This is a genomic window from Pseudomonas sp. NBRC 111131 (assembly GCF_001320525.1).
GTDB classification, from domain to species: domain Bacteria; phylum Pseudomonadota; class Gammaproteobacteria; order Pseudomonadales; family Pseudomonadaceae; genus Aquipseudomonas; species Aquipseudomonas ceruminis.
Map to the genome: position 1 here is coordinate 1 of NZ_BCBH01000011.1, position 21,324 is coordinate 21,324.

Genomic DNA, 21,324 nt, shown 5'->3' on the forward strand with positions numbered 1-21,324 from the left:
TTAACCCCGCGCGAGTCGCACTCAGCATTGCGTTCTGCGCATAGATGACTCTAGCGCGAGGGCGCCATTATGGCGCCCCAACGCAGGCTACTTGATTACGATCGGATTGACCGGTGCGCCAGTCCCCCCTACTACCTTCAGCGGCGCAGCGGTGTACAAGAAAGTCCATTGCCCATCTTCGGCACAGTCGGCGGCAAGCGGATCCAACTGCGCAATCTCTGTCAGGGTAATACCAAGATTACGCATCAATGCGTTATGCAGTGGCAACGCGACGCCGGAAACCGGGTCGACGGTTACTTCGTTGGCAATGGTGTCAGTCACGATGTTGGGAATTTCCATGTCCTGGAACCATTGCACAAGCTCCGGGCTATAGGTCAGTCCCGGTTCGATGAAGTCTTTGTAGAACTCTTCGCTGTCGCGATAGTAGAACGAACCGATCCATCCTGTACGAATGAGCAGAATGTCGCGTTTCTGGATCTTGACGCCTTGAGCGGCAGCGGCGTTCATCAAATCCTCGTGATTGAAGGTTTCCCCTGGTGCCAACACCTGCTTGTCGCGAAAGCGCGCCATGTCGATGAGAATCCCACGCCCCACGACGCCCTTTTCCCCAATCGGTGCGACGCTGGCCTTCGCCAGCCCGCCGATGGTGGTGTCTGCATCGTAGCCGTTCCAGATCTGATCGTCGTACCACACGTGGCCAAGGGCGTCATATTGCGTTGAGCCCTGCAGATGGAAAAACATCACATCGTCAGCATACTCGTAGCAACCTGGGAAATGCGGTCCTTTTCCACAGTTGTAGTGCCCGCGATCCATGATGTTCATACGCCGCGCCGGAGTACGTCCTGGCCAAACCGGATCGCCCTTCTCATCGCCAATACGAACCTGCAGGGTAAAGGTCTTCCCCTGCCGGACTTGGCTGACACCCTCCAAGGCTTCCTTGGCAGTGAGGTAGTTCAGACAGCCGACTTCATCGTCAGCGCCCCACTTACCCCAATTGCGCGGAGCGTCTTTAAGCAGTTCACGTACGTGAGGTACTTTTTTATCGGACATGATTGTTCTCGTTTGTTGTTGTGACCATCAATCAGAATAGGGAGCGTCTCAACTCATGTTGCACGCGCTGCGGCTGACCAGCGACCGGTCATAACGCTTGAACCAACCCGCCGTTTCCCGGGTGAACAGTGCCGTCAACAGTGCCGCCACGAACATCAGCGCTGAGATGAACACCAGGGCAAGGTGATAACCTGCGGACTGCTCGAAACCGCCTCCGGCCCCAATGAACAAACCAATCAGCAGCGGGCCGAAACCACCCGCGTAAATGCCTGCGTTAACCACCGAGCCTGCCAAGCCAGTCGTGCCGGGTTTGGCTGAGTCGAATGCGATCGCATACAGCAAGGTGTAGGGCGCATTCATGGCGAAACCGGCAAACAACTGCACGCCGATCAGCCACCCGAGGCTGACCGAGGTATAGCGGAACAGATACATGCCCACGCCCAGCCAGAGAAAGACGATCACCAGGCTCAACTTTCGACCGATTCGATCCGATAGCCATCCCCACAGGATCTGGCCGATCCCACCCGTGATAGTGAAGAGCACAGAGTACGCTGCGGCTTGGGCAAAGTTGTAATGCGCAACGAACGCGAGGTATTGCGGCAACCAGAAGCTGATGCCGAAGTAGCCGACTATTGCGAACATCGAGATCAGGGCAATGACGCTGATATTGGGGTTTCGCAGGACGTCCTTAAGCACACCTTTTTGCGGGATTGCAGGTGTATCGCTCAGACTCGGTGCGGTTTCACCAACGGCGGCGACATGCGCCGTAAATTTTCGATAGCGCGCTGCCGTGCTGAACTTCCAGTACAAGGTGAATACGATGATCATGGGAATCGGGAACAGCAAGAACGCATAGCGCCAGTTTTCCGGGCCGTAGGCGTTCAATAGCGCACTGATCGCCACACCACCAATCAACGTGCCCCACGGGTAACCCGTGTGGTGAAGACCGAGCGCGAAGCCGCGACGCTCCTTGGACCACCACTCGGCCAGGGAGGTGACCTCCACGGCCTCGCCCACCCCGCCAAAAGCATGGGAAAGGATCTGCAAGCACACCAGCACGCCCAATGAAGCGGTGAGGAAGTTGAAGCCCGTCAGGAACGTGAACAGCGTATAGGCGAATACGATAGGCAAATGCCGATATTTGCGCCGCCAGCCATGACCACCTTTATCCACCCATACCATCAGTGGCACAGCGAGCAACGATGTCGAGATGGTGATGACCGCCGCCAGTAACCCGGCCATTTCAGCGCTGGTTTTGAACTCGCTGGTGATTGAAGGCAACACCATGAAAAACAGGTGCCGTGAATTGGCGTCCAGCGCATACACCAGCCAGAGCAGCAGCATCGCGCCCCAGGAGACAGCGCCGGCGCCCTGTATTTTTTTTGTAGAAAGGCCAACAGCGGATTGAGGGTCGCTGCGAAGTTCCATTAGAAAGCTCCGATATTTGATTATTGTTATTTATTGGCTTCCTGGCCCGCTCATGCACGAGGGTGCATGAACCTCTCACTCAGCACGCCTGGTGCGTGGAAACGAGTGTGTTCAAGCTTATGCCGACAGGCATGCACAGAGCATCGCTGCCCAGAGCAAACCCGCTTTGCCTGTGCGGCACGGCAACTTGGCAGGCTCCTTGCGTTACGCCTGCCATTTGGCACGGGAACTAGGGCAGATAGTCCTCAAGGATCAGATCCGCCGCCCGCTCCGCCACAGCCATTACCGCGCCCTGGATATTCCCTGAAACCATGGAAGGCATCACCGAGGCGTCGACCACTCGCAGCCCCTGCAAGCCATGCACCCTAAGTCGCGAGTCGACGACTGCGCTTGCGTCTTCGCCCATCCGACAGGTGCCCAGAGGGTGGTAGATGGTCTGCCCTGTCTTGCGGGCAAACTCCAGCCATTGTTCATCTGACTGCGCCTGCAGCCCAGGGCTGGTTTCCTCCTCGACGAAGCGGGCCATGGCTGGCTGCATGACGATCCGACGCGCGATCTTCATGCCCTCGACAATACAGCGCTGGTCTTCGTCTGCAGCCAGCATGTTGGGACGAATGGCCGGCATCGCGTTTCGGTCACTGCTTTCAATATGCACCGAACCAATCGACTTGGGCCGCAGTTGGCTGACCCCGATGGTCATGCCAGGATGCTTGTCCAATATCCGATTCGCAGCATTGGCATAGCTGGCGTGCACGAAGAAATACTGGATATCCGGCGTAGGCAAGCCTGGGTCGGTCTTGATGAACCCATGCACCAGGCCGGTTCCCAGCGTCAGGATGCCGGTTCGCCGGGTAAAGTATTCGGTCACTGCCAGCCCCAGCCGCCAGCCACGTGCCAGCTCATTCAAGGTCACGACGTTCTTCATGCGCCAGTTCATGCGGGTAGCAAAGTGGTCGATGTAGTTCTCCCCGACCCCGCGTAGCTCGTGCTTGAGTGGTACACCAGCGGCGAGCAGCACCTGCGGCTGGCCAATGCCGGACAATTCCAGCAACTGCGGAGACTGGATGGCACCGGCGCAAAGAATGACTTCAGCATTGGCTTTGATGCTGACTTGCTCACCATTGTGTACATAGGTTACGCCCGTGCAGCGTTTCCCCTGCACGTCGACCCGCAGTACATGCGCATGGAGGACGATGTGCAGATTTGCCCGTGACCTGGCCGGTTTGAGGTAGCCGTCGACTACACTCCAGCGCCGCCCATCTTTTTGCGCCACTTGGTAGTAGCCAAAACCGGTCTGATCCCGGCCGTTGTAGTCAGCATTGTGAGGATGACCATCCTGCGCAGCTGCTTCCAGGAAAGCGGTGGACAGCGTGAAACGCTCGCTGACCTGGTGGATGTGCATGGGGCCCTGGTGCCCACGCGTCTCATCCCCCGATGCATAATTCTCGATCTTTCTGAAGTAAGGTTTGAGTGTTTCGAAGTTCCAACCCTTGGCGCCTGATTCTGCCCATGCGTCATAGTCGCCTGGTTGGCCGCGCACGTAGATCATGCCATTGATCAACGTCGAACCACCCAGGCCTCGCCCGCGGGGCACAGCGATTTCACGATTGTAGGTGCCGGCTTCAGGTTTGGTCTTGAAGTCCCAGTTGAAACGTTTGTCCACCATCAGTTTGCTGAACCCAGCCGGAATCGGGATCCAACGGCCATTGGGCTCCCCGCCTGCTTCCAGCACCAGCACACTGTGTTTGCCTGATGCAGTCAGGCGGTTGGCCAGGATGCAACCGGCGGTGCCGCCACCGACGATGACATAGTCGTAGTTATTCATGGGTTGCTCCCATCGCCGCGGCCATGAGCGCGATCTGGGACTGCAGCATTGGCCGCCCCGGATGGACCCGACAGCCGCGCTCGGCAGCCGCAACCAGCAAGGGGGTATGTTCAGGCTGCATGATGATTTCCGCCACGGTTTGCTCCGGGGTCAGGCGCTGAACCTCGCACGGATAATCATCGCTATCGCGCAGTCCCATCGAGGTAGCGTTCACCACCAGGTCGTGCCCAGAAGGGTCCCTGCCCCCCAGCTTGAAAGATACATCTGGGAAAAATCCCGCGAGGCGGGTCACCAGTTGCTGTGCTTTGGCCTCGGTGCGGTTGGCAATTGTCAGCAGTGCCACGCCGGCCTCAGCCAGGGCAAAGGCGATCGCTTGCGCGGCGCCACCGGCCCCAGCGAGATAAACCGTCTTGCCGGCAGGCTCGATCGCCGCGTTGCGCAGGCCGGCGACAAACCCGACTCCGTCGAGGATGTCACCATGCAGCCGCCCTTCGGCATCCCGACGTACGACATTTACCGCGCCCACTTGGCGAGCCGCCGGTGACAAGCTGTCGCACAACGGCACGATGGCGCTCTTGTGTGGGACCGTGACCACAAACCCGTCCAGATTCTGCAGGGCCCGCAGGCCATCGACCGCGGTAGCAAGCTGAGTCTCGTCGACATGAATGGGCACCATCACCCTGTCATGCCCCCAGGACCGCATGAGTGCGTTCATGTCTTCTGGTGTTTTCACATGCACAATGGGGTCGGCGACGATGGCAAAGAGCCGTGTATTTCCGGTGATTTTTTGAGTATTCGATGGTTCGCGCATGGAGCTCAGGCCTGTGTATAGGTGGTCTTGATGGCGGTATAGAACTCACGGGCGAACGGGCCTTGCTCCCGTGCACCATAGCTGGAGCCTTTGCGCCCGCCGAAAGGAGCGTTGTAATCGACCCCCGCCGTTGGCACATTGACCATCACCATGCCGGCCGTGGAGCGTGCCTTGAAGTCGCTGGCGTGCTTGAGCGAAGTGGTGCAAATGCCGGACGACAAGCCGAACTCGGTATCGTTGGCCAGGCGCAGGGCATCATCGTAATCCCGGGCGCGAACCACACTGGCGACTGGCCCGAACACTTCCTCGCGGTTGATCCGCATATGATTTTCGGTGTCGACGATCAGTGCCGGGTTCAGGTAGTAGCCCTGAGTTGCTCGCACTACACGTTCGCCACCGAAAACCAGACGCCCGCCCTCGCGGGTGGCAATATCGATGTAATCGCAGTCCTGCTGCAGTTGGCTTTCGCAGACGACGGGACCAATGTCCGTACCTGCTTTGGTGGCGTTGTCGATATTCAGCATCGCCAGCCGCTCGACGACAGCAGCTACGAAACGATCATGAATGGCGTCTTCGACGATGAAGTGACTTGAGGCAGTACAACGCTGGCCTGTCGAGAAAAACGCGCCTTGCACCGCCACTTCGACAGCCTGCTCGAGGCTGGCATCGTTGAGCACTACCAGTGGATTCTTACCGCCCATCTCAAGCTGAACCTTGGCACCCCGCGCCATACATTCGAGGCCGATGGAACGCCCAGTCTGGGTTGACCCGGTGAACGACAACGCCCTGACCTTGGGATGCTTGGCGAACACATTGCCAACCTGGGAGCCTGGGCCCATGACCAGGTTGAAAACACCTGCCGGGAGCTGACCTGCGCGGCTTATGATCTCCGCAAGGGCCCAGGCGCTAGCGGGTACCAGGTCTGCCGGTTTGAACACCACCGCATTGCCATATGCCAATGCCGGCGCAATTTTCCAGGCGGGGATGGCAATGGGGAAATTCCAAGGAGTGATGATGCCCACTACGCCTTCAGGCTCGCGCCGTACTTCGGCTTCGACATCCGGACGAATATTTGCGAGGCGTTCGCCCGACAGACGCAGAGCTTCGCCCGCGAAAAACTTGAACACCCTGCCGGCGCGGACCACCTCGCCGACGCCCTCTACTAGCGTCTTGCCCTCCTCCCGTGAAAGCAGCAAGCCGAGTTCTTCTTTGCGTGCGAGTATCTCGGAGCCGATCCGGTCTAAGGCATCGCCACGCTGTTCAGCGCTCATCCGGGCCCAGGTGGGTTGCGCATCATGCGCAGCCTCTACGGCCAGCTCAGCCTGGCGGGTATCGGCCCTAGCGTATTCGCCGACGATATCGGTGATATCCGATGGGTTGATATTGCGATTGATACTCGCACCCTCGACCCACTGGCCAGCAATGTAGTTCTTGTTCATAGCCTATTCCGATTGACAGAGTGTCTGGACAGTCGCGTCCGGCAGCTACGAAATGCTATCCGGGGCACTGACGACACCTTAATCGAACAGGTCGCAGGCGAGTTGTGACTCCACGGCAAAGGGGGTTTTCCCTGAGTTCACAGGACCGCAAGTATGACAGGCAGGGTTCTCCCCCTTTTTTGTTAACGCTTCGCCTTTGCTGGAGGCTGGATCGTCCAGGGATTCAGCGCGATATGCTGCTCCATCGCCTTGATAAAGGCCCTGATACGGGGACTGACATTCTTGCGGTTTGGGTAGATCAGATAAATCGGCTGCGCGATGCGGCTTTGATAAGACTCCAGCACCGGCAGCAATCGCCCGGCTCTCAGGTCCTTACCGATATGGAAATCGGCGAGTCGAACAATGCCGCCACCATTCAACGCGAGCGAGCGCAGCAAGTCCCCTTGTGTGAATGTCGAACGGGGCTTGATGGGAACGATCGTTGTCTCGCCAGCGTGCTCGTAGCTCCAGATGTTCCAGGGGCTGTTGAACGCGAAGTGGAAGCAATCGTGTTCGAGCAGGTCGGCAGGCGTTTGCGGCCGACTACGCTTCTCCAGGTAGGAAGGAGCAGCGCAGGTAATCCATTGGGCCTCACCAATACGTCTGGCAACGCGCGATGAATCAGGCAATACACCACTGTGAATGGCAACATCCAGGCCGTGATCGAACTGATCAACATACTGCGCGCCCACCTCGATGGTCACCGAGAGATCCGGATGATCAGCCAGGAAGTCTGGCAGCCAAGGTATGATCTGATGCTTGGCGAACGTCGCCATCGTATGGATGCGCAAACTTCCGCTTAGCCGGCCAGGAAAAAGCTCGGCGAGGGAGTCGGCTTCCGCCATGGCGTCCATGACCGCACGGGCACTGGTCAGGTAGACCGCCCCCTCCTCGGTTAGCGTCAAGGCTCGGCTCCCGCGCTGAAACAGGCGTACTGAAAGGCGATCTTCCAAGCGAGTGACAAGTTTGCTGATCGCTGATGGCGACAGGTCATTGGCCCGAGCAGCGGCCGAGAAGCTCCGATGCTCATAGGCCCACAAAAAAGCAAGCATCTGCGCGTAGTTTTCTTTGTCCAAGGTGAGTGCCTCAGTTCAAGCGCTATTTACGGTTTGGCAGATCAACACTTGGACTCGCGCTGCTTTCGCGCGTGACCAGTGAAATGTCCAGTTCGACAACCCGCTCAATCTGGATACCTTCGACCTGCGCAATCATCATGTCGGCGCTGAGTTGCCCGATTTCGAAAATCGGGATCCTGATCGAGGTCAATGAGGGCGATGCAATCGCGCTGAAACTGATGTCGTCGAAGCCGGTGATGGTCATCTGCGTCGGCACGCAGACTCCCCGACGTTTAGCTTGCTCGCAGGCCCCCAGCGCCAGCAGGTCTGTGGTGCAAACCAGCGCAGTCGGTCGCGGTTGCATGGCAAACACCTGCTCGAAACCGGCGCGTCCGCCGTCAAGGCTGAATGGCTGTTCGATGATCCGGTTTTCAGGAATATCGAGCCCCATCTGCGCAAAGCGTTTACGCACCCCTTCGATTCGATACCTGGCACGCTCGTTGTACTGGCGCTGTCCGGTGAGAATTGCAACGTCCCGGTGGCCTAGCGCAAGCACATGGTCCGCGATCAACTCGCCTCCCCGCACATTGCTGAAGCCCACCGCGCAGTGTTCACGGCAATCATCCACCGACCACATCAGGACGTAGGGGCGCTGTGATCGCTGCAACAGTTCGAACACCGCAGGATCATGGTCTGTGCCCACCAGGAAAATCCCTTCCACACCTCTTTCGATAAAGTTACGCACACTGGAAAGCTCTCGCTCACGATCGTACTCGTGCGAGGCAATGATCAGTTGGTAGCCACTTGTATTGAGCCGCTGCTGCAGCGCCTGGATCGAGTCAGCGTAGATCGGGTTGTTCAATGTGGGGAAGATCGCAGCGACACTGAAGGTACGCCGTAATGCGAGGGCTCGCGCAGCGCCGTCCATCACATACTGCAGCTGCCGTACAGCCGCATCGACCTTGGCAAGCGTGCTTGGTTTGACCTGGTCCGGGTTGGACAAGGCACGAGAAGCACTGCCCAGTGAAACGCCGGCCAGACGTGCCACGTCGCGCAGTTTTGGTTTGTCGTTTTTTGTCATGGTGGTGGTAACTCCTGCTTGACAGCAGTGTATCACCAGACTTAAAAATGAACCGGTTCATTTATGAACAAAGTCGTCCTGAATCAACAATAAGACCACAGCCACGCAGCCCACGCCTTGCCAGGCGTTTTTTTTGACCCTGTAATTGAACCGGTTCAAATCCATGCGGCATGGCTGATACACCAGGAGGCAACACAATGAAAATCATGCCCTGGGCCATCAATGGCCTTGCTGCCCTTACCCTGTCAGTCTCGCTCACCGCACATGCCGATGTGCCAATAGGTGCCCTCTACCCACTCAGCGGAGCCCTCGCACTGCTGGGCGATGAGAGTTTTCGCGGGGTCGAATTGGCCGTGGAGCAGCGCAATGCCGCTGGCGGCCTCAACGGTGAGCGAATCAAGCTGATCAAGGCCGATGCAGTGGATGCCGCGCAAGCGGTCAGCGCCGCTCGCCGGCTTACCTCCAGCGACAACGTCGCTGCGGTGTTCGGCAGTTACTCCTCGGCATTGTCTTTCGCCGCCACGCAAGTGACCGAGCTGGCCGGCATTCCTTATTTCGAGCTCGGAGCCGTGGCCGACAACATCACCGATCGTGGGCTTCAAAACGTTTATCGCAGCAACCCCACCGCTCGTAATTTCGCCGAAGGCACCATCACCGCCATCACCCAACTGGTCGCTCCTCAACTGAAGGTTGATGCCAAGAGCCTGAAGATTGCGATCATTCATGAAGACGCGCTGTACGGCACGACCATCGCCAACTTCCAGAAAGAGTTGGCGGCCAAGGAAGGCTTGCAAGTGGTGGAGGTGCTGCCCTACTCCGCCAAAGCCGTCGACCTTTCGTCACTTATCCTGCGCCTCAAAGGCGCTGGCGCCGATGTTGTGTTGCAAACCTCCTACCAGAACGACACCACCCTGTTCTTCCGACAGATCCGTGAAGCCGGCTTTGCGCCTAAGGCCATCATCGGTGCCGGTGGAGGCTATTCCATGCAGGACACCGTCAAGGTGGTCGGCGCGCAGAACATCGAAGGCGTACTGGACGTCGATTTCCCGCAGTTCCAGACCAACGAGGCCGGTGCACCGGGCATCGCTGCCTTCGCCGAAGCCTATCGCGCACGCTACGGCAGCGAGCCGCGCTCAGGCCACAGCCTGATCAACTATGTCGGCGCCAAGGTATTCCTCGATGCCATGGCCAGCGCCAAATCGCTCGATGCCGAAGACATCCGCGAAGCGGTAAAGACGATCGACATTCCGATCGGTCAGACCGCCGCGAACATCGGTGCGAAGTTCGCTGCCAATGGCCAGAACGAGCGCGCACAAACCACCATCATGCAGTGGCAGCAGGGCGTGCTTAAAACCGTCTATCCCCAAGCCGCCGCCGTTGCCCAGGCCACTCTGGCCAGCCAGCCCTGACCCACACGCTGTACGCAGGCCCGCGTCGTGCTTGTGGCGCGCCGCCTGCGCATGAGGACCTTTCATGGATATCTTCCTGCAACTTCTGCTGAACGGTGTGTTGCTGGGTGGCACGCTCGCCATCATCAGCATCGGTCTGACGCTGATTTTTGGCATCGTCCGGGTGGTCAACTTCGCCCATGGCGAGTTCCTGATGATCGGCATGTACGCGGTGTACCTGATGAACGTGCATTTCGGCCTGCACCCCTACGCCACGGTCATTCCTGCAGTGGCGCTGCTGTTTGTGCTGGGCGCGGGCATGCAGCGCTTCATCATCCAACCCCTATTGGCCGCCGAAGGGCACATTCAGATCTTCGCCACGGTTGGGGTGTCGATCGCCCTGATGAACGCTGCGCTGATGGTATTCGGTGCCGATGTGCTCACCGTGAGCAATCCGAGCGGTGTGGGGGCCGGCAGTTTGGCCGTCGGCCCGCTGCGGGCTAACACCGGCCAGTTACTGACGTTCATGGTTTCGCTGGCACTGGTCGGCGGCCTGCACTGGTTCCTGCACAACACCTTCCTGGGGCGCGCCGTGCGCGCCACGGCACAGCACCGCAATGCCGCGTTGCTCATGGGGGTGAACGTAAACCGCATCTACATCTTCGCCTTTGGCCTGGGCTGCGCCTGCCTGGGGCTGGCGGCGGCGATGATCGCGCCGCAGTACCCGGTGTTTCCGACCTTCGGCACCTTCTTCGTCCTCACCGCGTTCGTCATCGTGGTGCTAGGTGGACTTGGCAGCCTCTCCGGTGCCTTGGTTGGTTCGTTGCTGATCGGCGTCGTCGACAGCCTGGCTGGCTATTACATCGCCCCTGACCTCAAGGAAGTCGTGTACTTCCTGATTTTCCTGGCGATTCTCATTTTCCGCCCCACCGGTCTGTTCGGTGCCGGGCGTGGCTCAGAATAGGAGCTAACCGATGAACTTTCTTCATCCGCGCATCTACCTCAGCTTTGCAGCGCTGTCGCTGTTGCTGATCATCCCGTTCTCGGCGGGCTCGAACTTTGTCTTCCACCTGTTCATCCTGATCTGCAGCTATGCAGCACTGGCCAGTGCCTGGAACATCGTCGGCGGCTTCGCAGGCCAGCTGTCCCTGGGCCATGCGGTGTTCTATGGCACCGGCGCCTACGTCAGCACCCTCCTGCTGCTGCACCTCGGCATGAGCCCGTGGCTCGGCATGCTTGTGGGCGCGGTCGTGTCCACCGTGCTGGCCGTAGTTATCAGCTGGCCCTGCTTCCGACTGCGTGGGCCTTTCTTCGCCTTAGCGACCATTGCTGTACTGGAGGTAGTGCGCCTGCTGGTCATCAATCAGCATGACCTCACCGGCGGCGCTGCGGGCCTGGCCGTGCCTCTGAAGCTGGGGGCGGAGTGGATGCTGTTCCGCGCACGTTGGCCTTACCTGTTGATCGCATTCGGTTTCCTTGCAATCACCTTGCTGGTTTCGTGGAAAATCAAGCATTCGCGCCTGGGCTATTACCTGATCGCTGTACGCGAGCGCGAGGACGCAGCCCAGGCCGTGGGCGTCAACGCAGTCAAGGTCAAACTGATCGCCGTGGCGTTGTCCGCGGCGCTGACCAGCCTGATCGGAAGCTTCCACGCCATGTACCTGACCTTCATCGAGCCTGGTGCCATGTTCTCGCTGGAGCTGTCCATCCAGATCGCCATGTTCGCCCTGATTGGAGGCCTTGGGACCTTGTCGGGGCCTCTGATCGGTACCCTGATCGTGTTGCCGCTGGCAGAGCTTGCACGTGGCTGGCTAGGCGACGCCGGCAGCGGCGTACACGGGCTTGTCTATGGACTGGTGCTGGTAGCCTTTGTCCTGACAATTCCACAAGGCCTGGTAGGGCGCTTCGGGCAGAGGGTCAGTGCGTGGGTGGACCGGCTACCTGGCGGCAAGCCCAACACCGTGCCGCCAGCCGCAGCACGCCCGGTATCCCAGCCGTCGAAGCATACGGGCCAACCGATTCTGGTCGCGGAAAACCTGCACAAGTTTTTCGGCGGGTTGCACGCGACCAACGACGTGTCGCTGACCCTCAACGAGGGTGAGATCGTGGGTGTGATCGGCCCCAACGGTGCCGGCAAGACCACCGTGTTCAACCAACTCTCGGGATTTATCCAGCCCTCCTCGGGCCAGGTGAAGGTACGCACGGCAGCCGGTCAGTGGGTAACGCCGTCCAGCCCTGCGCAGTTCGCCGTGGCCGGCATTGGCCGTACGTTCCAGATCGTGCAGCCGTTCGCTGACCTGAGCGTGTGCGAGAACATCATGCTCGGCGCATTCATGCACACCCGCGACCCCGTCGAAGCCCGGCAGATCGCCACCAAGGTTGCCGCCCTCACCGACCTTGGCCCACTGCTCGACACCCGCGCACGCAACCTCACGGTCGGTGGCATGAAACGCCTGGAAATGGCCCGTGCGTTGGCCACGCGCCCGCGCGTCCTACTGCTGGATGAAGTCATGGCGGGCCTGAACCCCACCGATGTCGGCAAGGCCATCGAGATCATCCGCCGTGTGCGTGACACGGGGGTCAGTGTGCTGATGATCGAGCACATCATGCAGGCAACCATGACCTTGTCCGACCGCATCGTGGTGATCAGTACCGGCGCGGTACTGATGGATGGCGAACCACAAGCTGTGGTGACCAATCCGCAAGTCATCGAAGCTTATCTGGGCAAGGAGTACGACCATGCTGCGGCTTGAAAACATCCATGCTGGCTATGGCAATACGGAGGTCCTGCGAGGCGTCTCTCTCGAGGTCAAGGCGGGTGAAGTGGTGACCTTGGTAGGCGCGAATGGAGCCGGCAAGACCACAACACTTCGCAGCCTCTGCGGCCTGATCCGCCCCTCTCTCGGCACGGTCGAATTCGAAGGCCGCCGCCTCGACGGGTGTGCCCCTGACGAGATTGTCGCTGCCGGCGTCACGCTGATTCCCGAAGGGCGCCAGTTGTTCCCGTTCATCAGCGTACGCGACAACCTGCTGATGGGAGCCTATAAAAAGGCCGCTCGGCCTGCGGTCAAGCAACGCCTGGAACAAGTGCTGGAGCTGTTCCCGCGGGTACGTGAGCGATTGGAGCAACATGCCGGTTCACTATCGGGTGGTGAGCAACAGATGGTCGCCATCGCACGCGGGCTGATGTCTGATCCCAAATTGCTGATTTTCGACGAGCCGTCTCTGGGATTGTCGCCGCTGCTGGTTTCCCAAGTGTTCGGCATCATCGACAAGATCCTCGCGCTGGGTACCACGGTACTGATCGTCGAGCAGAACATCGTCCATACCCTGCGTGTCGCTCATCGCGGCTACGTGCTGGAGAACGGCAGCATCACCCTGACAGGCACAGGGCAAGAACTGCTGGAGAATCCCCATGTCAAGCGGGCGTACCTGGGGCTATGAAGGAGCGGCAGACTATGGAGCAGAAGATGCTGTTGATTGAACACCGCCCAGGAGGCAGTGCTGCTTGCCTGCATCTGACCGAGGCTGACATCCCGACCCCGGCCGCTGACGAAGTGCTGATCCGGGTTGCGTATGCCGGCGTGAATCGCCCGGACATTTTGCAACGCTCCGGCAGCTATCCGCCCCCTGTTGATGCTTCACCTTACCTGGGCCTGGAAGTCTCCGGTGAAGTCGTGGCTGTCGGCGCTGGCGTACAGAACGTGCAGGTTGGCACGCACGTCTGTGCACTCACGCCGGGGGGCGGTTATGCCGAGTACTGTTGTGCACCGGCCGCGCATTGCCTGCGGGTTCCCGTTGGTTACAGGCCTGTCGTAGCGCAGGCGCCAGCAGGGTCATCAACTACCACGAAGAAGACTTCGTCGAGGTGATCGACGCCGAAACCGCAGGCAAGGGGGTCAACCTGATCCTCGATATGGTCGGGGGTAGCTACCTGCAACGAAATATCGATGCGCTGGCCGTGGAAGGCCGGCTTGTGCAAATCGCCTTCCTCGAAGGCAGCCAGGTGGACCTGAACGTCATGCCGATCATGCTCAAGCGCCTGACGTTTACCGGCTCGACACTTCGCGCCCGACCCAAAGCAGAGAAGGAGGCGATCGCCGACGCTTTGCAGGTCCACGTCTGGCCTCTGCTCGATTCCGGTCTCTGCCTGCCGGTTATTCACTCTACTTTCCCTCTGTATCAGGCCGCACAAGCTCATGCGCTGATGGAGACCAGTCGTCACATCGGCAAGATAATGTTGGAGATAAACCCATGATTGCAGGACGTCACAGCGGTAGAAATGTTCTGGTTTCAGGCGCGGCAAGCGGTATCGGCGCGGCTATCGCACAACGCTATTGCGAAGAAGGTGCCCGCGTTGCGCTACTCGACCTCAACCCGCAAGCCGTGCAAGCACAAGGTGAAGCACTGCGCGCCCAGGGCTTCCACGTTGCCTGGCAAGCTGCAGATGTTGGCGACTTTGAACAATGCCAGCATGCCTGTGCGCTGCTGGCTGAGGAAATCGGTCGCGTGGATACGCTCATCAACAATGCGGGAATTTCCCCAAAGCATGAGGGCAAGCCTGCCCCGATCTGGCAGATGAGCCCAACGGAATGGCAGCAGGTGGTTGCGGTAAATCTGAACGGCGCGTTCAACCTGTCACGTTTGCTTTCGCCCTCGATGGTCGAGCAACGCTTCGGCCGCATCATCAACATGTCCTCGGTGGCAGGCAGTGCGTACCTACCTTTGGTCGCAGCACACTACAGCGCTACCAAGGCGGCCATCATTGGCTTTACCCGACACCTGGCCGGAGAACTCGGTGCCTATGGCATCACGGCCAATGCTCTGGCACCTGGGCGCATCGAAACCCCTCTGTTGAAGACGGTTGCCTCCGCAGCCAATGAAGCAGTGATCGCCGATACGCCGTTGCTCAGGCTGGGGCAGCCGTGTGAGGTCGCCGACGCGGCGTGCTATCTGAGTGCGCCAGATAGCGCATTTATCACTGGCCAGGTGCTGGATGTGGCAGGTGGCTGGCTTATGCGTTAATTACTTTCCAACGCGTTATCAAATAACGCGGGCTGCCGGCTTCGGTGGCTCGCGGACCTTGTCGGCATCGGCTCAAAACGCCCGCAATAAAATCGAGGCCACAACTTACACCGGCAGTTCGGTAGTGAGCTTGATCTTTTCCATTGGAACCTCGGTTTTGACATTTTGCACCACGTCCAGGCTTGTCAAATGAGCGATCTGGAAGCGTCGATAAGCCTCCAGGTCTGCTGCCACTACTCTAAGCATGAGATCACAATCGCCTGCCATCACGTGGCACTCCACCACTTGCGGTAACTGGCGGACGGCGTTGATGAACTCATCGGTGGTGGCCTGGTCCTGGCGCTTGAGCCAAACCCGGACGAACAAAGTCAGCCCTAGCGCCACTTTCGCCGGGTCCACCAGCGCCACGTAGCGTTCAATCACGCCAGATTCCTCCAGCAGGCGGACCCTACGCAGGCATGGCGATGGGGAAAGCCCGACCTGCTTGGCAAGCTCCTGATTTTGCAGGCGACCATCTCTCTGCAGGGCGCTCAAGATGCGGCGATCGATAGCATCTAGCTTGATTGGCATTGGATTCTCGCTATAGGAAAATTCTGAAACTGGATGCTAAATGCTCATGCTGATCATGCAATTACGCAAGCAAATTTCAGCGACAAATTGAAATAATTTGCCTCCAACGGAGGTGCGTATGAATGTCATTGAACCTGCTCTGAGTGATCCCCCAGCCACAACACCCAACGACGATTTGCGCCGCGGAGCAATAGCTGCCGTACCCGTTCTGCTGGGCTTCATTCCCTTTGCCTTGGTGCTCGGCGCCCAGGCATCGCAACGCAGTCTTGCTGCAGGCGAGGTCGCGCTGATGACCGGCTTGAACTTTGGCGGCGGCTCGGAATTCGCCGCTATCGAGCTCTGGACATCACCTCCGGCAATCCTGGTGATCGTAGCCATGACCTTGCTGGTCAATAGCCGACACCTGCTGATGGGCGCGACTTTGGCACCCTACCTGCGGGATTTGCCGCTGAGGCAGGCGCTCGGCGCGTTGTTCTTCATGTGCGATGAGAGCTGGGCCATGGGCCTGGCCGATGCGCGCCGACGCGCAGGCTTCAGCTTGCGCTATTACATGGGCGTTTCGTTGTGCCTCTGGGGCACTTGGGTCTGCTTTACCACCCTCGGCGCATTGGTAGGGCCGCTGCTGGGCGACCTGCATGGCTACGGCTTCGACATGGCCTTCGCGGCAGTCTTTCTGGTACTGCTCAAGGGCATGTGGAAAGGTGTGCATGCCGCCCTGCCCTGGCTCTTCAGTCTAATCACTGCAGCACTCTTTTATCTGTTGATCCCCGGTGGCTGGTATGTGCTGGCTGGCACCGTTGCAGGACTGGTCAGCGCCTACCTGTGGGCCAAACCATGATGGATATCACCACCTTGGTCACCATCCTTGGGATGGCCGTCGTCACTTACCTGACTCGCATCATGGGTTTTCTGCTGTTGCGTAAACGGGTCATCGGCCCACAGCTCACCCAGGTGCTCGAGGCAGCCCCCGGTTGTGTGCTGATTGCAGTGATCGCGCCAAAATTCGTCAGTGGACAGCCGTCTGACCTGATTGCCTTGGGCCTCACCCTAGTTGCGGCCACCCGTTACTCCTTCTTCCCGGTGGTGGTATTCGCCATCGTTGTCACTGCTGCTCTGCGAACGGCCTTGCCGAGCTGAACGTTCACCTTTCTGAAGAAAATCCCAATGGTTAATCTTTCCAAGCGAGACTTGCTAGCTCTCGGTTTCATGACCTTTGCGCTTTTTGTCGGCGCCGGTAACATCATCTTTCCGCCTATGATCGGCCTGAGCGCGGGTGACCAGGTATGGACCGCCGCCGCAGGCTATTTCATCACTGCCGTAGGCATGCCGGTACTCGCGATTGTCGTTCTGGCTCGATTTGAAGGCTCCATGGACAAGCTGTGCGCGCCACTGGGGAAACTGGCTGCGCGCACATTGGCAATCGTTTGTTTTCTGTGTATTGGCCCCCTGTTTGCTACTCCGCGCACCGCTACCGTGTCATTCGAGGTTGGTGTAGCACCGTGGCTCGGCAACAGCCCTGCGCACTTGTTCGCTTACAGCGCCCTCTATTTTGCCTTGGTCCTGGCGGTATCCCTGTATCCCGGCCGGCTGTTGGACTCGGTGGGCCGCTGCCTTGCGCCGATCAAGGTAGCTGCTTTGGCGATCCTCGGTGTTGGAGCATTCATCTGGACTGCGGGTCCACAAGGTCCTGCTGAGCCACCGTTCGATACCCAGGCCTTCAGTAAAGGGCTTACGGAAGGCTACCTGACCATGGATACATTGGCCTCACTGGTATTCGGTGCAGTGGTAGTGAACGCCTTGAAACATCGCGGCATCCATGCGCCGCGGCAGCTGTTCAAATACAGCGTCATCGCAGCGTTGATTGCCGGTGTGGGTCTAAGCCTGGTCTACGCCAGCCTTTTCGAACTGGGGGCTCATGCAGGCGGGCTCGTCGATCATGCCGACAATGGTGCTCAGGTGCTCAATGCCTATGTACTGCATACCTACGGCGCAGTCGGCTACTGGCTCCTGGCATTCCTGATCACCATCGCCTGCCTGGTAACGGCGATTGGACTGACCTGCGCATGCGCAGAAGCATTCAGCAAATTCTTGCCGCTCGGTTACCGCACACTGGCAGCGCTGCTCGCTGGATTTTCCTTCGCTGTCTCCAACGTGGGACTTACCCAACTGATCGCGGTGTCTGTACCGGTGCTGACCGCAATCTACCTGCCTTGCATCGCAATCATTCTGCTCAGCCTGATTAGCTCTCGCCTCAACAGCCCTGCGCGGGTATTGATACCGGTAACCGCTTGCGCACTGGGTTTCGGCCTTATCGACGCATGCATGGCAGCGGGTTTACTGCCACCGAGTGTTCTGCTCTGGGTCAGTCAACTCCCCTTGGCTAACGCCAGCCTTGCTTGGTTACTGCCCTCCTTGGCCATATTTTTCGTCGCAACTGTTTACGACCTGTACAAAGGAGCGAAAACCCGCTCATCTTCTCTGTCGCCGGAGTCGGCCTGACCAAGTGATTTACCTTTTGAACGGAGCACGGGTATGACCGACATTGCCAAGCAGTCACACAGGATCGAGACGCCACGAGGTCATTTGTATGCAGAGTGTTGGAGTCCGCGGAAATCACGCGGGGTTCCAATCGTGCTTCTGCACGATTCACTAGGGTGTGTGGAACTGTGGCGCGATTTTCCGCTGCGGTTGGCCCAGTCTTGTGGGCGCGAGGTGATCGCCTACGACCGGCTTGGTTTTGGGCGCTCTAGCGCTTGCTTGGTCAATCTGACACCGAGCTTCATCGAGGATGAAGCTCACGGTGATTTTCAAGCAGTGCGTGAATACTTCCAACTAAGCCAATTCGTGGTTTTCGGCCATAGCGTAGGCGGCGGCATGGCGGTTGGCTGCGCGGCCGCCCATCCGCAAGCATGCCACGGACTGATTACCGAGTCCGCCCAAGCTGCAGTCGACAACGCGATCCTTGACGGTATCCGTTCCGCAGCGCGGCGGTTTGCCCTGCCTGGCCAGATGGAACGACTTCAGCAGTACCATGGAAAGAAAGCTGAGTGGGTTTTGCGCAGTTGGGTCGATACTTGGCTCTCGGAGGAATTTCGGCAGTGGAACCTTGATAGGCAACTGGCCCAGGTACAGTGCTCAGCGCTGGTTCTACATGGAGACCGCGACGAGTATGGGACTCGGCATCATCCCGAGCGTTTGTGTGCTGGGATAAGCCGAGCGCCTACTTTGCACATGCTGGAAAACTGTGGGCACCTGCCGCATAGGGAGTACCCAGACCAAGTACTCGCGGCTACGAGCGTGTTCCTTGCTAAGTCAGCCGGACACCTGTACTAGCGCCGTGCACGCTTGCTATCCGGTGGTTCCACAACTCTCACCGAACGCATTGGCAGCTGCGCTGGAACCCTTACAGCGAAAGGGTTCCAGCGGGCCTTTAGCGAACTGGGTGAACATTCCCGAGTTGTTGATCTGCATGGTAGGAAGATCGCACCAACGGACCAGAAGCTACATGCCTGAAGCCCATCCTCGCCCCCTCCTCGGCAAACCAGGCAAACACGTCGGGATGCACGAATCGCTGCACTGGCAAGTGACTGCGCGACGGCTGCAGATACTGCCCCAGCGTCAGCATATCCACCCCGTGCTCACGCATCCGCGTCATCACCTTAATCACCTCCTCGTCCGTCTCCCCTAGCCCGAGCATCAGGCCTGATTTGGTCGGCACCTCCGGGACCAACTGCTTGAACCGCTCCAGCAAATCCAGAGACCACTCGAAGTCCGACCCCGGCCGCGCTGCTTTGTACAAGCGAGGTACCGTCTCCAGGTTGTGGTTGAACACATCCGGCGGCGCTTCGGCGGTGATTGCCAACGCCGCCTCCATTCGCCCACGATAATCCGGCACTAGCGTCTCCAGCTGGATCCCAGGGCACTTCGCACGAATCTGGCGAATGCATTCGGCAAAATGCCCCGCACCGCCATCGCGCAGGTCGTCGCGGTCCACCGACGTAATCACCACGTATTTCAGGCGCAAATCGGCAATCGCGGTGGCCAGGTTACGCGGCTCGTCCACATCCAGCGGCCTGGGCCGACCGTGCCCGACATCGCAGAACGGACAGCGCCGCGTACAGATATCGCCCATGATCATGAAGGTCGCCGTGCCCCCGGAGAAACACTCCCCCAGGTTTGGACACGAGGCTTCCTCGCAGACGCTGTGCAGCTTGTGCTTACGCAGCAACGCCTTGATTCGTGCCACCTCGGGCGAGGCGGCGATCTCCACGCGGATCCAGTCCGGTTTGCGTGGCACATCCTCGGTGGGCAGGATCTTCACCGGAATCCGCGCCACCTTGTCGGCGCCACGCAGCTTCACCCCTGTCTGCACAGCCATGACCTCAGCCACGGTAGTAACGCTGCGCAACGAACGGCGTCCGCACTACCTGCATCGGCACCAGCTTGCCGCGCACCTGGGCGAAGACTTCGCTGTCCAGCGCCGCCTGCTCGCTCTGCACGTAACCCATGGCCAGTGGCCCGCCCAGGCTCGGGCCAAAACCGCCGCTGGTAACGCGGCCGATCACCTCCTCGCGGGCATTGACGGTCAGCGTGCCCTCGCGCACCGGCACCCGCTCCTTCGGCAGCAGGCCGACGCGCTTGCTGGCCACGCCATCGCGCTGCTGGGCGAAGATCTGCTCGGCACCGGGGAAGCCGCCGGCACGTTCGCCATCGGCACGTCGTACCTTGGAAATCGCCCAAGCTAGGCTGGCCTCGATCGGCGTGGTGCGGGTTTCCATATCGTGGCCATACAGGCACAGCCCCGCCTCCAGGCGCAGCGAGTCGCGCGCACCGAGGCCGATGGCCGCCACCTCGGGCTCGGCCAGCAGCGAGCGGGCCAGCATCAGCGCCGCCTCGACCGGCACCGAGATTTCATAGCCGTCCTCGCCGGTATACCCCGAGCGGCTGACATAGCAATCGACACCCAGCAGGCGTAGCGGCGCGAACTGCATGAAGGTCATGCCGGTCACTTCCGGCGCCAGGCGCGCCAGCACCCGCGCCGCCGCCGGCCCCTGCAGGGCGAGCAAGGCTCGGCTGTCGAACAGCGATTCCACTTCGCAAAGGCCTTCCAGGTGCTGCTGCAGATGACGCAAGTCCTGTTCCTTGCAGGCGGCGTTGACCACCAGGAACAGCTCGTCATCCGCCAGCCGCGCGACCATCAGGTCGTCGAGGATGCCCCCGTCGGCGCTGGTGAACAGCGCGTAACGCTGCATACCCACCGGCAGGTCGACGATATCCACCGGCACCAGGCGCTCCAGCGCCTTGCCGGCATCCACGCCGCGCAGGCAGATCTGGCCCATATGGGAGACGTCGAACAGGCCGGCCTGCTCGCGGGTGTGCAGGTGTTCCTTGAGTACGCCCAGCGGATACTGGACCGGCATCGCGTAGCCGGCAAACGGCACCATGCGCGCACCCAATTCCAGGTGCAGAGCGTGCAACGGTGTCTTTTGTAGTGTTTCAGTGGACATGGGGTGACTCCAGGCATTCGGTAGAGACGACGGCCAGCGTGCTGCTGGCCGTCTCGATGGATCAGGCTGGGTAGACCGGGAACATCGCGCACAGCCCCGCGACTTG

19 protein-coding genes and 1 pseudogene are annotated in these 21,324 nt (G+C 59.6%); 10 read left to right on the top strand and 10 right to left on the bottom strand.

The annotated features are described in order from the left end of the window. Window positions 1-87: 87 nt before the first annotated feature. The 7 genes from APH34_RS12445 to APH34_RS12475 all read right to left on the bottom strand — a co-directional run bounded on the left by APH34_RS12445 (window position 88) and on the right by APH34_RS12475 (window position 8,728). Entirely contained in the window at window positions 88-1,050 is a 963-nt protein-coding gene (locus APH34_RS12445) for a cyclase family protein (protein WP_016486894.1), read from the bottom strand. 48 nt (window positions 1,051-1,098) lie between these two features. After that, on the bottom strand, window positions 1,099-2,478 hold the full coding sequence (locus tag APH34_RS12450; RefSeq protein WP_052960499.1) for a nitrate/nitrite transporter: 1,380 nt from the start codon (window positions 2,476-2,478) through the stop codon (window positions 1,099-1,101). Between the two features lie 229 nt (window positions 2,479-2,707). Then, window positions 2,708-4,303: a GMC family oxidoreductase gene (locus tag APH34_RS12455; protein WP_009684909.1), complete on the bottom strand. Its 1,596-nt coding sequence runs from the start codon at window positions 4,301-4,303 to the stop codon at window positions 2,708-2,710. Further along, window positions 4,296-5,114 (bottom strand): shikimate dehydrogenase, encoded by an 819-nt coding sequence (locus APH34_RS12460; protein WP_016486891.1) that lies wholly within the window; start codon window positions 5,112-5,114, stop codon window positions 4,296-4,298. Before APH34_RS12460 ends, APH34_RS12455 begins: the two co-directional genes overlap by 8 nt. Window positions 5,115-5,119: 5 nt before the next feature. Beyond that, a complete protein-coding gene (locus tag APH34_RS12465) occupies window positions 5,120-6,553 on the bottom strand; it encodes an aldehyde dehydrogenase family protein (protein WP_054901352.1) in 1,434 nt (477 codons plus the stop codon). 182 nt (window positions 6,554-6,735) lie between these two features. Continuing rightward, on the bottom strand, window positions 6,736-7,644 hold the full coding sequence (locus APH34_RS12470) for a LysR family transcriptional regulator (RefSeq protein ID WP_009684906.1): 909 nt from the start codon (window positions 7,642-7,644) through the stop codon (window positions 6,736-6,738). 46 nt (window positions 7,645-7,690) lie between these two features. Continuing rightward, the gene (locus tag APH34_RS12475; protein ID WP_016486890.1) at window positions 7,691-8,728 is read right to left on the bottom strand and encodes a substrate-binding domain-containing protein; all 1,038 of its coding nucleotides are present in this window, start codon (window positions 8,726-8,728) and stop codon (window positions 7,691-7,693) included. A gap of 197 nt (window positions 8,729-8,925) precedes the next feature. On the opposite strand from APH34_RS12475, the gene APH34_RS12480 reads away from it, so the two are divergent. The 6 genes and pseudogenes from APH34_RS12480 (at window position 8,926) to APH34_RS12505 (ending at window position 15,141) form a co-directional block, all read left to right on the top strand. Next, window positions 8,926-10,137: an ABC transporter substrate-binding protein gene (locus APH34_RS12480; RefSeq protein ID WP_009684904.1), complete on the top strand. Its 1,212-nt coding sequence runs from the start codon at window positions 8,926-8,928 to the stop codon at window positions 10,135-10,137. A 64-nt stretch (window positions 10,138-10,201) separates the two neighbouring features. Next, window positions 10,202-11,080 carry a branched-chain amino acid ABC transporter permease gene (locus APH34_RS12485; RefSeq protein WP_009684903.1) on the top strand — a complete coding sequence of 293 codons (879 nt, stop codon included), beginning with the start codon at window positions 10,202-10,204 and terminating at the stop codon, window positions 11,078-11,080. A 10-nt stretch (window positions 11,081-11,090) separates the two neighbouring features. Next, the gene (locus APH34_RS12490) at window positions 11,091-12,869 is read left to right on the top strand and encodes an ATP-binding cassette domain-containing protein (protein ID WP_009684902.1); all 1,779 of its coding nucleotides are present in this window, start codon (window positions 11,091-11,093) and stop codon (window positions 12,867-12,869) included. Next, window positions 12,856-13,560 (top strand): ABC transporter ATP-binding protein, encoded by a 705-nt coding sequence (locus tag APH34_RS12495; RefSeq protein WP_009684901.1) that lies wholly within the window; start codon window positions 12,856-12,858, stop codon window positions 13,558-13,560. Before APH34_RS12490 ends, APH34_RS12495 begins: the two co-directional genes overlap by 14 nt. Continuing rightward, window positions 13,557-14,374: pseudogene (locus APH34_RS30340) on the top strand (NAD(P)H-quinone oxidoreductase). The gene APH34_RS12495 and the pseudogene APH34_RS30340 overlap by 4 nt, the downstream one beginning before the upstream one ends. Continuing rightward, a complete protein-coding gene (locus APH34_RS12505) occupies window positions 14,371-15,141 on the top strand; it encodes an SDR family NAD(P)-dependent oxidoreductase (protein WP_009684898.1) in 771 nt (256 codons plus the stop codon). Before APH34_RS30340 ends, APH34_RS12505 begins: the two are co-directional and overlap by 4 nt. 105 nt (window positions 15,142-15,246) lie before the next feature. Here the strand turns inward: APH34_RS12505 and APH34_RS12510 are convergent, their stop codons facing one another. Further along, window positions 15,247-15,711 carry an Lrp/AsnC family transcriptional regulator gene (locus APH34_RS12510; protein ID WP_009684897.1) on the bottom strand — a complete coding sequence of 155 codons (465 nt, stop codon included), beginning with the start codon at window positions 15,709-15,711 and terminating at the stop codon, window positions 15,247-15,249. Window positions 15,712-15,829: 118 nt separating this feature from the next. Between APH34_RS12510 and APH34_RS12515 the strand changes: the two genes are divergently transcribed. Genes APH34_RS12515 through APH34_RS12530 form a run of 4 tightly spaced genes read left to right on the top strand, consistent with a single transcriptional unit; the run spans window position 15,830 to window position 19,044 of the window. Beyond that, the gene (locus APH34_RS12515) at window positions 15,830-16,549 is read left to right on the top strand and encodes an AzlC family ABC transporter permease (RefSeq protein WP_009684896.1); all 720 of its coding nucleotides are present in this window, start codon (window positions 15,830-15,832) and stop codon (window positions 16,547-16,549) included. Continuing rightward, on the top strand, window positions 16,546-16,848 hold the full coding sequence (locus tag APH34_RS12520; RefSeq protein ID WP_033690795.1) for an AzlD family protein: 303 nt from the start codon (window positions 16,546-16,548) through the stop codon (window positions 16,846-16,848). The genes APH34_RS12515 and APH34_RS12520 overlap by 4 nt, the downstream gene beginning before the upstream one ends. A gap of 27 nt (window positions 16,849-16,875) precedes the next feature. Continuing rightward, on the top strand, window positions 16,876-18,210 hold the full coding sequence (gene brnQ / locus APH34_RS12525) for a branched-chain amino acid transport system II carrier protein (RefSeq protein ID WP_016486888.1): 1,335 nt from the start codon (window positions 16,876-16,878) through the stop codon (window positions 18,208-18,210). A 33-nt stretch (window positions 18,211-18,243) separates the two neighbouring features. Continuing rightward, window positions 18,244-19,044 (top strand): alpha/beta fold hydrolase, encoded by an 801-nt coding sequence (locus tag APH34_RS12530; RefSeq protein WP_009684893.1) that lies wholly within the window; start codon window positions 18,244-18,246, stop codon window positions 19,042-19,044. A 97-nt stretch (window positions 19,045-19,141) separates the two neighbouring features. Here APH34_RS12530 and lipA read toward each other — a convergent pair whose 3' ends face one another. Together lipA and gcvT are read right to left on the bottom strand one after the other, a co-directional pair. Further along, complete coding sequence (gene lipA / locus APH34_RS12535; RefSeq protein ID WP_099815951.1) at window positions 19,142-20,089, bottom strand: lipoyl synthase; 948 nt, start codon at window positions 20,087-20,089, stop codon at window positions 19,142-19,144. A gap of 4 nt (window positions 20,090-20,093) precedes the next feature. Next, the gene (gene gcvT, locus APH34_RS12540) at window positions 20,094-21,218 is read right to left on the bottom strand and encodes a glycine cleavage system aminomethyltransferase GcvT (RefSeq protein WP_009684891.1); all 1,125 of its coding nucleotides are present in this window, start codon (window positions 21,216-21,218) and stop codon (window positions 20,094-20,096) included. Between the last annotated feature and the right edge of the window lie 106 nt (window positions 21,219-21,324).

Bases quoted from the DNA above. Each gene is read 5' to 3' on its own strand.
- APH34_RS12460 (WP_016486891.1), bottom strand. From the start codon at position 5,114: ATGCGCGAACCATCGAATACTCAAAAAATCACCGGAAATACACGGCTC.
- gcvT (WP_009684891.1), bottom strand. From the start codon at position 21,218: ATGTCCACTGAAACACTACAAAAGACACCGTTGCACGCTCTGCACCTG.
- APH34_RS12470 (WP_009684906.1), bottom strand. From the start codon at position 7,644: ATGCTTGCTTTTTTGTGGGCCTATGAGCATCGGAGCTTCTCGGCCGCT.
- APH34_RS12530 (WP_009684893.1), top strand. From the start codon at position 18,244: ATGACCGACATTGCCAAGCAGTCACACAGGATCGAGACGCCACGAGGT.
- APH34_RS12495 (WP_009684901.1), top strand. From the start codon at position 12,856: ATGCTGCGGCTTGAAAACATCCATGCTGGCTATGGCAATACGGAGGTC.
- APH34_RS12510 (WP_009684897.1), bottom strand. From the start codon at position 15,711: ATGCCAATCAAGCTAGATGCTATCGATCGCCGCATCTTGAGCGCCCTG.
- APH34_RS12465 (WP_054901352.1), bottom strand. From the start codon at position 6,553: ATGAACAAGAACTACATTGCTGGCCAGTGGGTCGAGGGTGCGAGTATC.
- APH34_RS12515 (WP_009684896.1), top strand. From the start codon at position 15,830: ATGAATGTCATTGAACCTGCTCTGAGTGATCCCCCAGCCACAACACCC.
- APH34_RS12505 (WP_009684898.1), top strand. From the start codon at position 14,371: ATGATTGCAGGACGTCACAGCGGTAGAAATGTTCTGGTTTCAGGCGCG.
- APH34_RS12520 (WP_033690795.1), top strand. From the start codon at position 16,546: ATGATGGATATCACCACCTTGGTCACCATCCTTGGGATGGCCGTCGTC.
- APH34_RS12450 (WP_052960499.1), bottom strand. From the start codon at position 2,478: ATGGAACTTCGCAGCGACCCTCAATCCGCTGTTGGCCTTTCTACAAAA.
- APH34_RS12490 (WP_009684902.1), top strand. From the start codon at position 11,091: ATGAACTTTCTTCATCCGCGCATCTACCTCAGCTTTGCAGCGCTGTCG.
- lipA (WP_099815951.1), bottom strand. From the start codon at position 20,089: ATGGCTGTGCAGACAGGGGTGAAGCTGCGTGGCGCCGACAAGGTGGCG.
- APH34_RS12475 (WP_016486890.1), bottom strand. From the start codon at position 8,728: ATGACAAAAAACGACAAACCAAAACTGCGCGACGTGGCACGTCTGGCC.
- APH34_RS12455 (WP_009684909.1), bottom strand. From the start codon at position 4,303: ATGAATAACTACGACTATGTCATCGTCGGTGGCGGCACCGCCGGTTGC.
- APH34_RS12480 (WP_009684904.1), top strand. From the start codon at position 8,926: ATGAAAATCATGCCCTGGGCCATCAATGGCCTTGCTGCCCTTACCCTG.
- APH34_RS12445 (WP_016486894.1), bottom strand. From the start codon at position 1,050: ATGTCCGATAAAAAAGTACCTCACGTACGTGAACTGCTTAAAGACGCT.
- APH34_RS12485 (WP_009684903.1), top strand. From the start codon at position 10,202: ATGGATATCTTCCTGCAACTTCTGCTGAACGGTGTGTTGCTGGGTGGC.
- brnQ (WP_016486888.1), top strand. From the start codon at position 16,876: ATGGTTAATCTTTCCAAGCGAGACTTGCTAGCTCTCGGTTTCATGACC.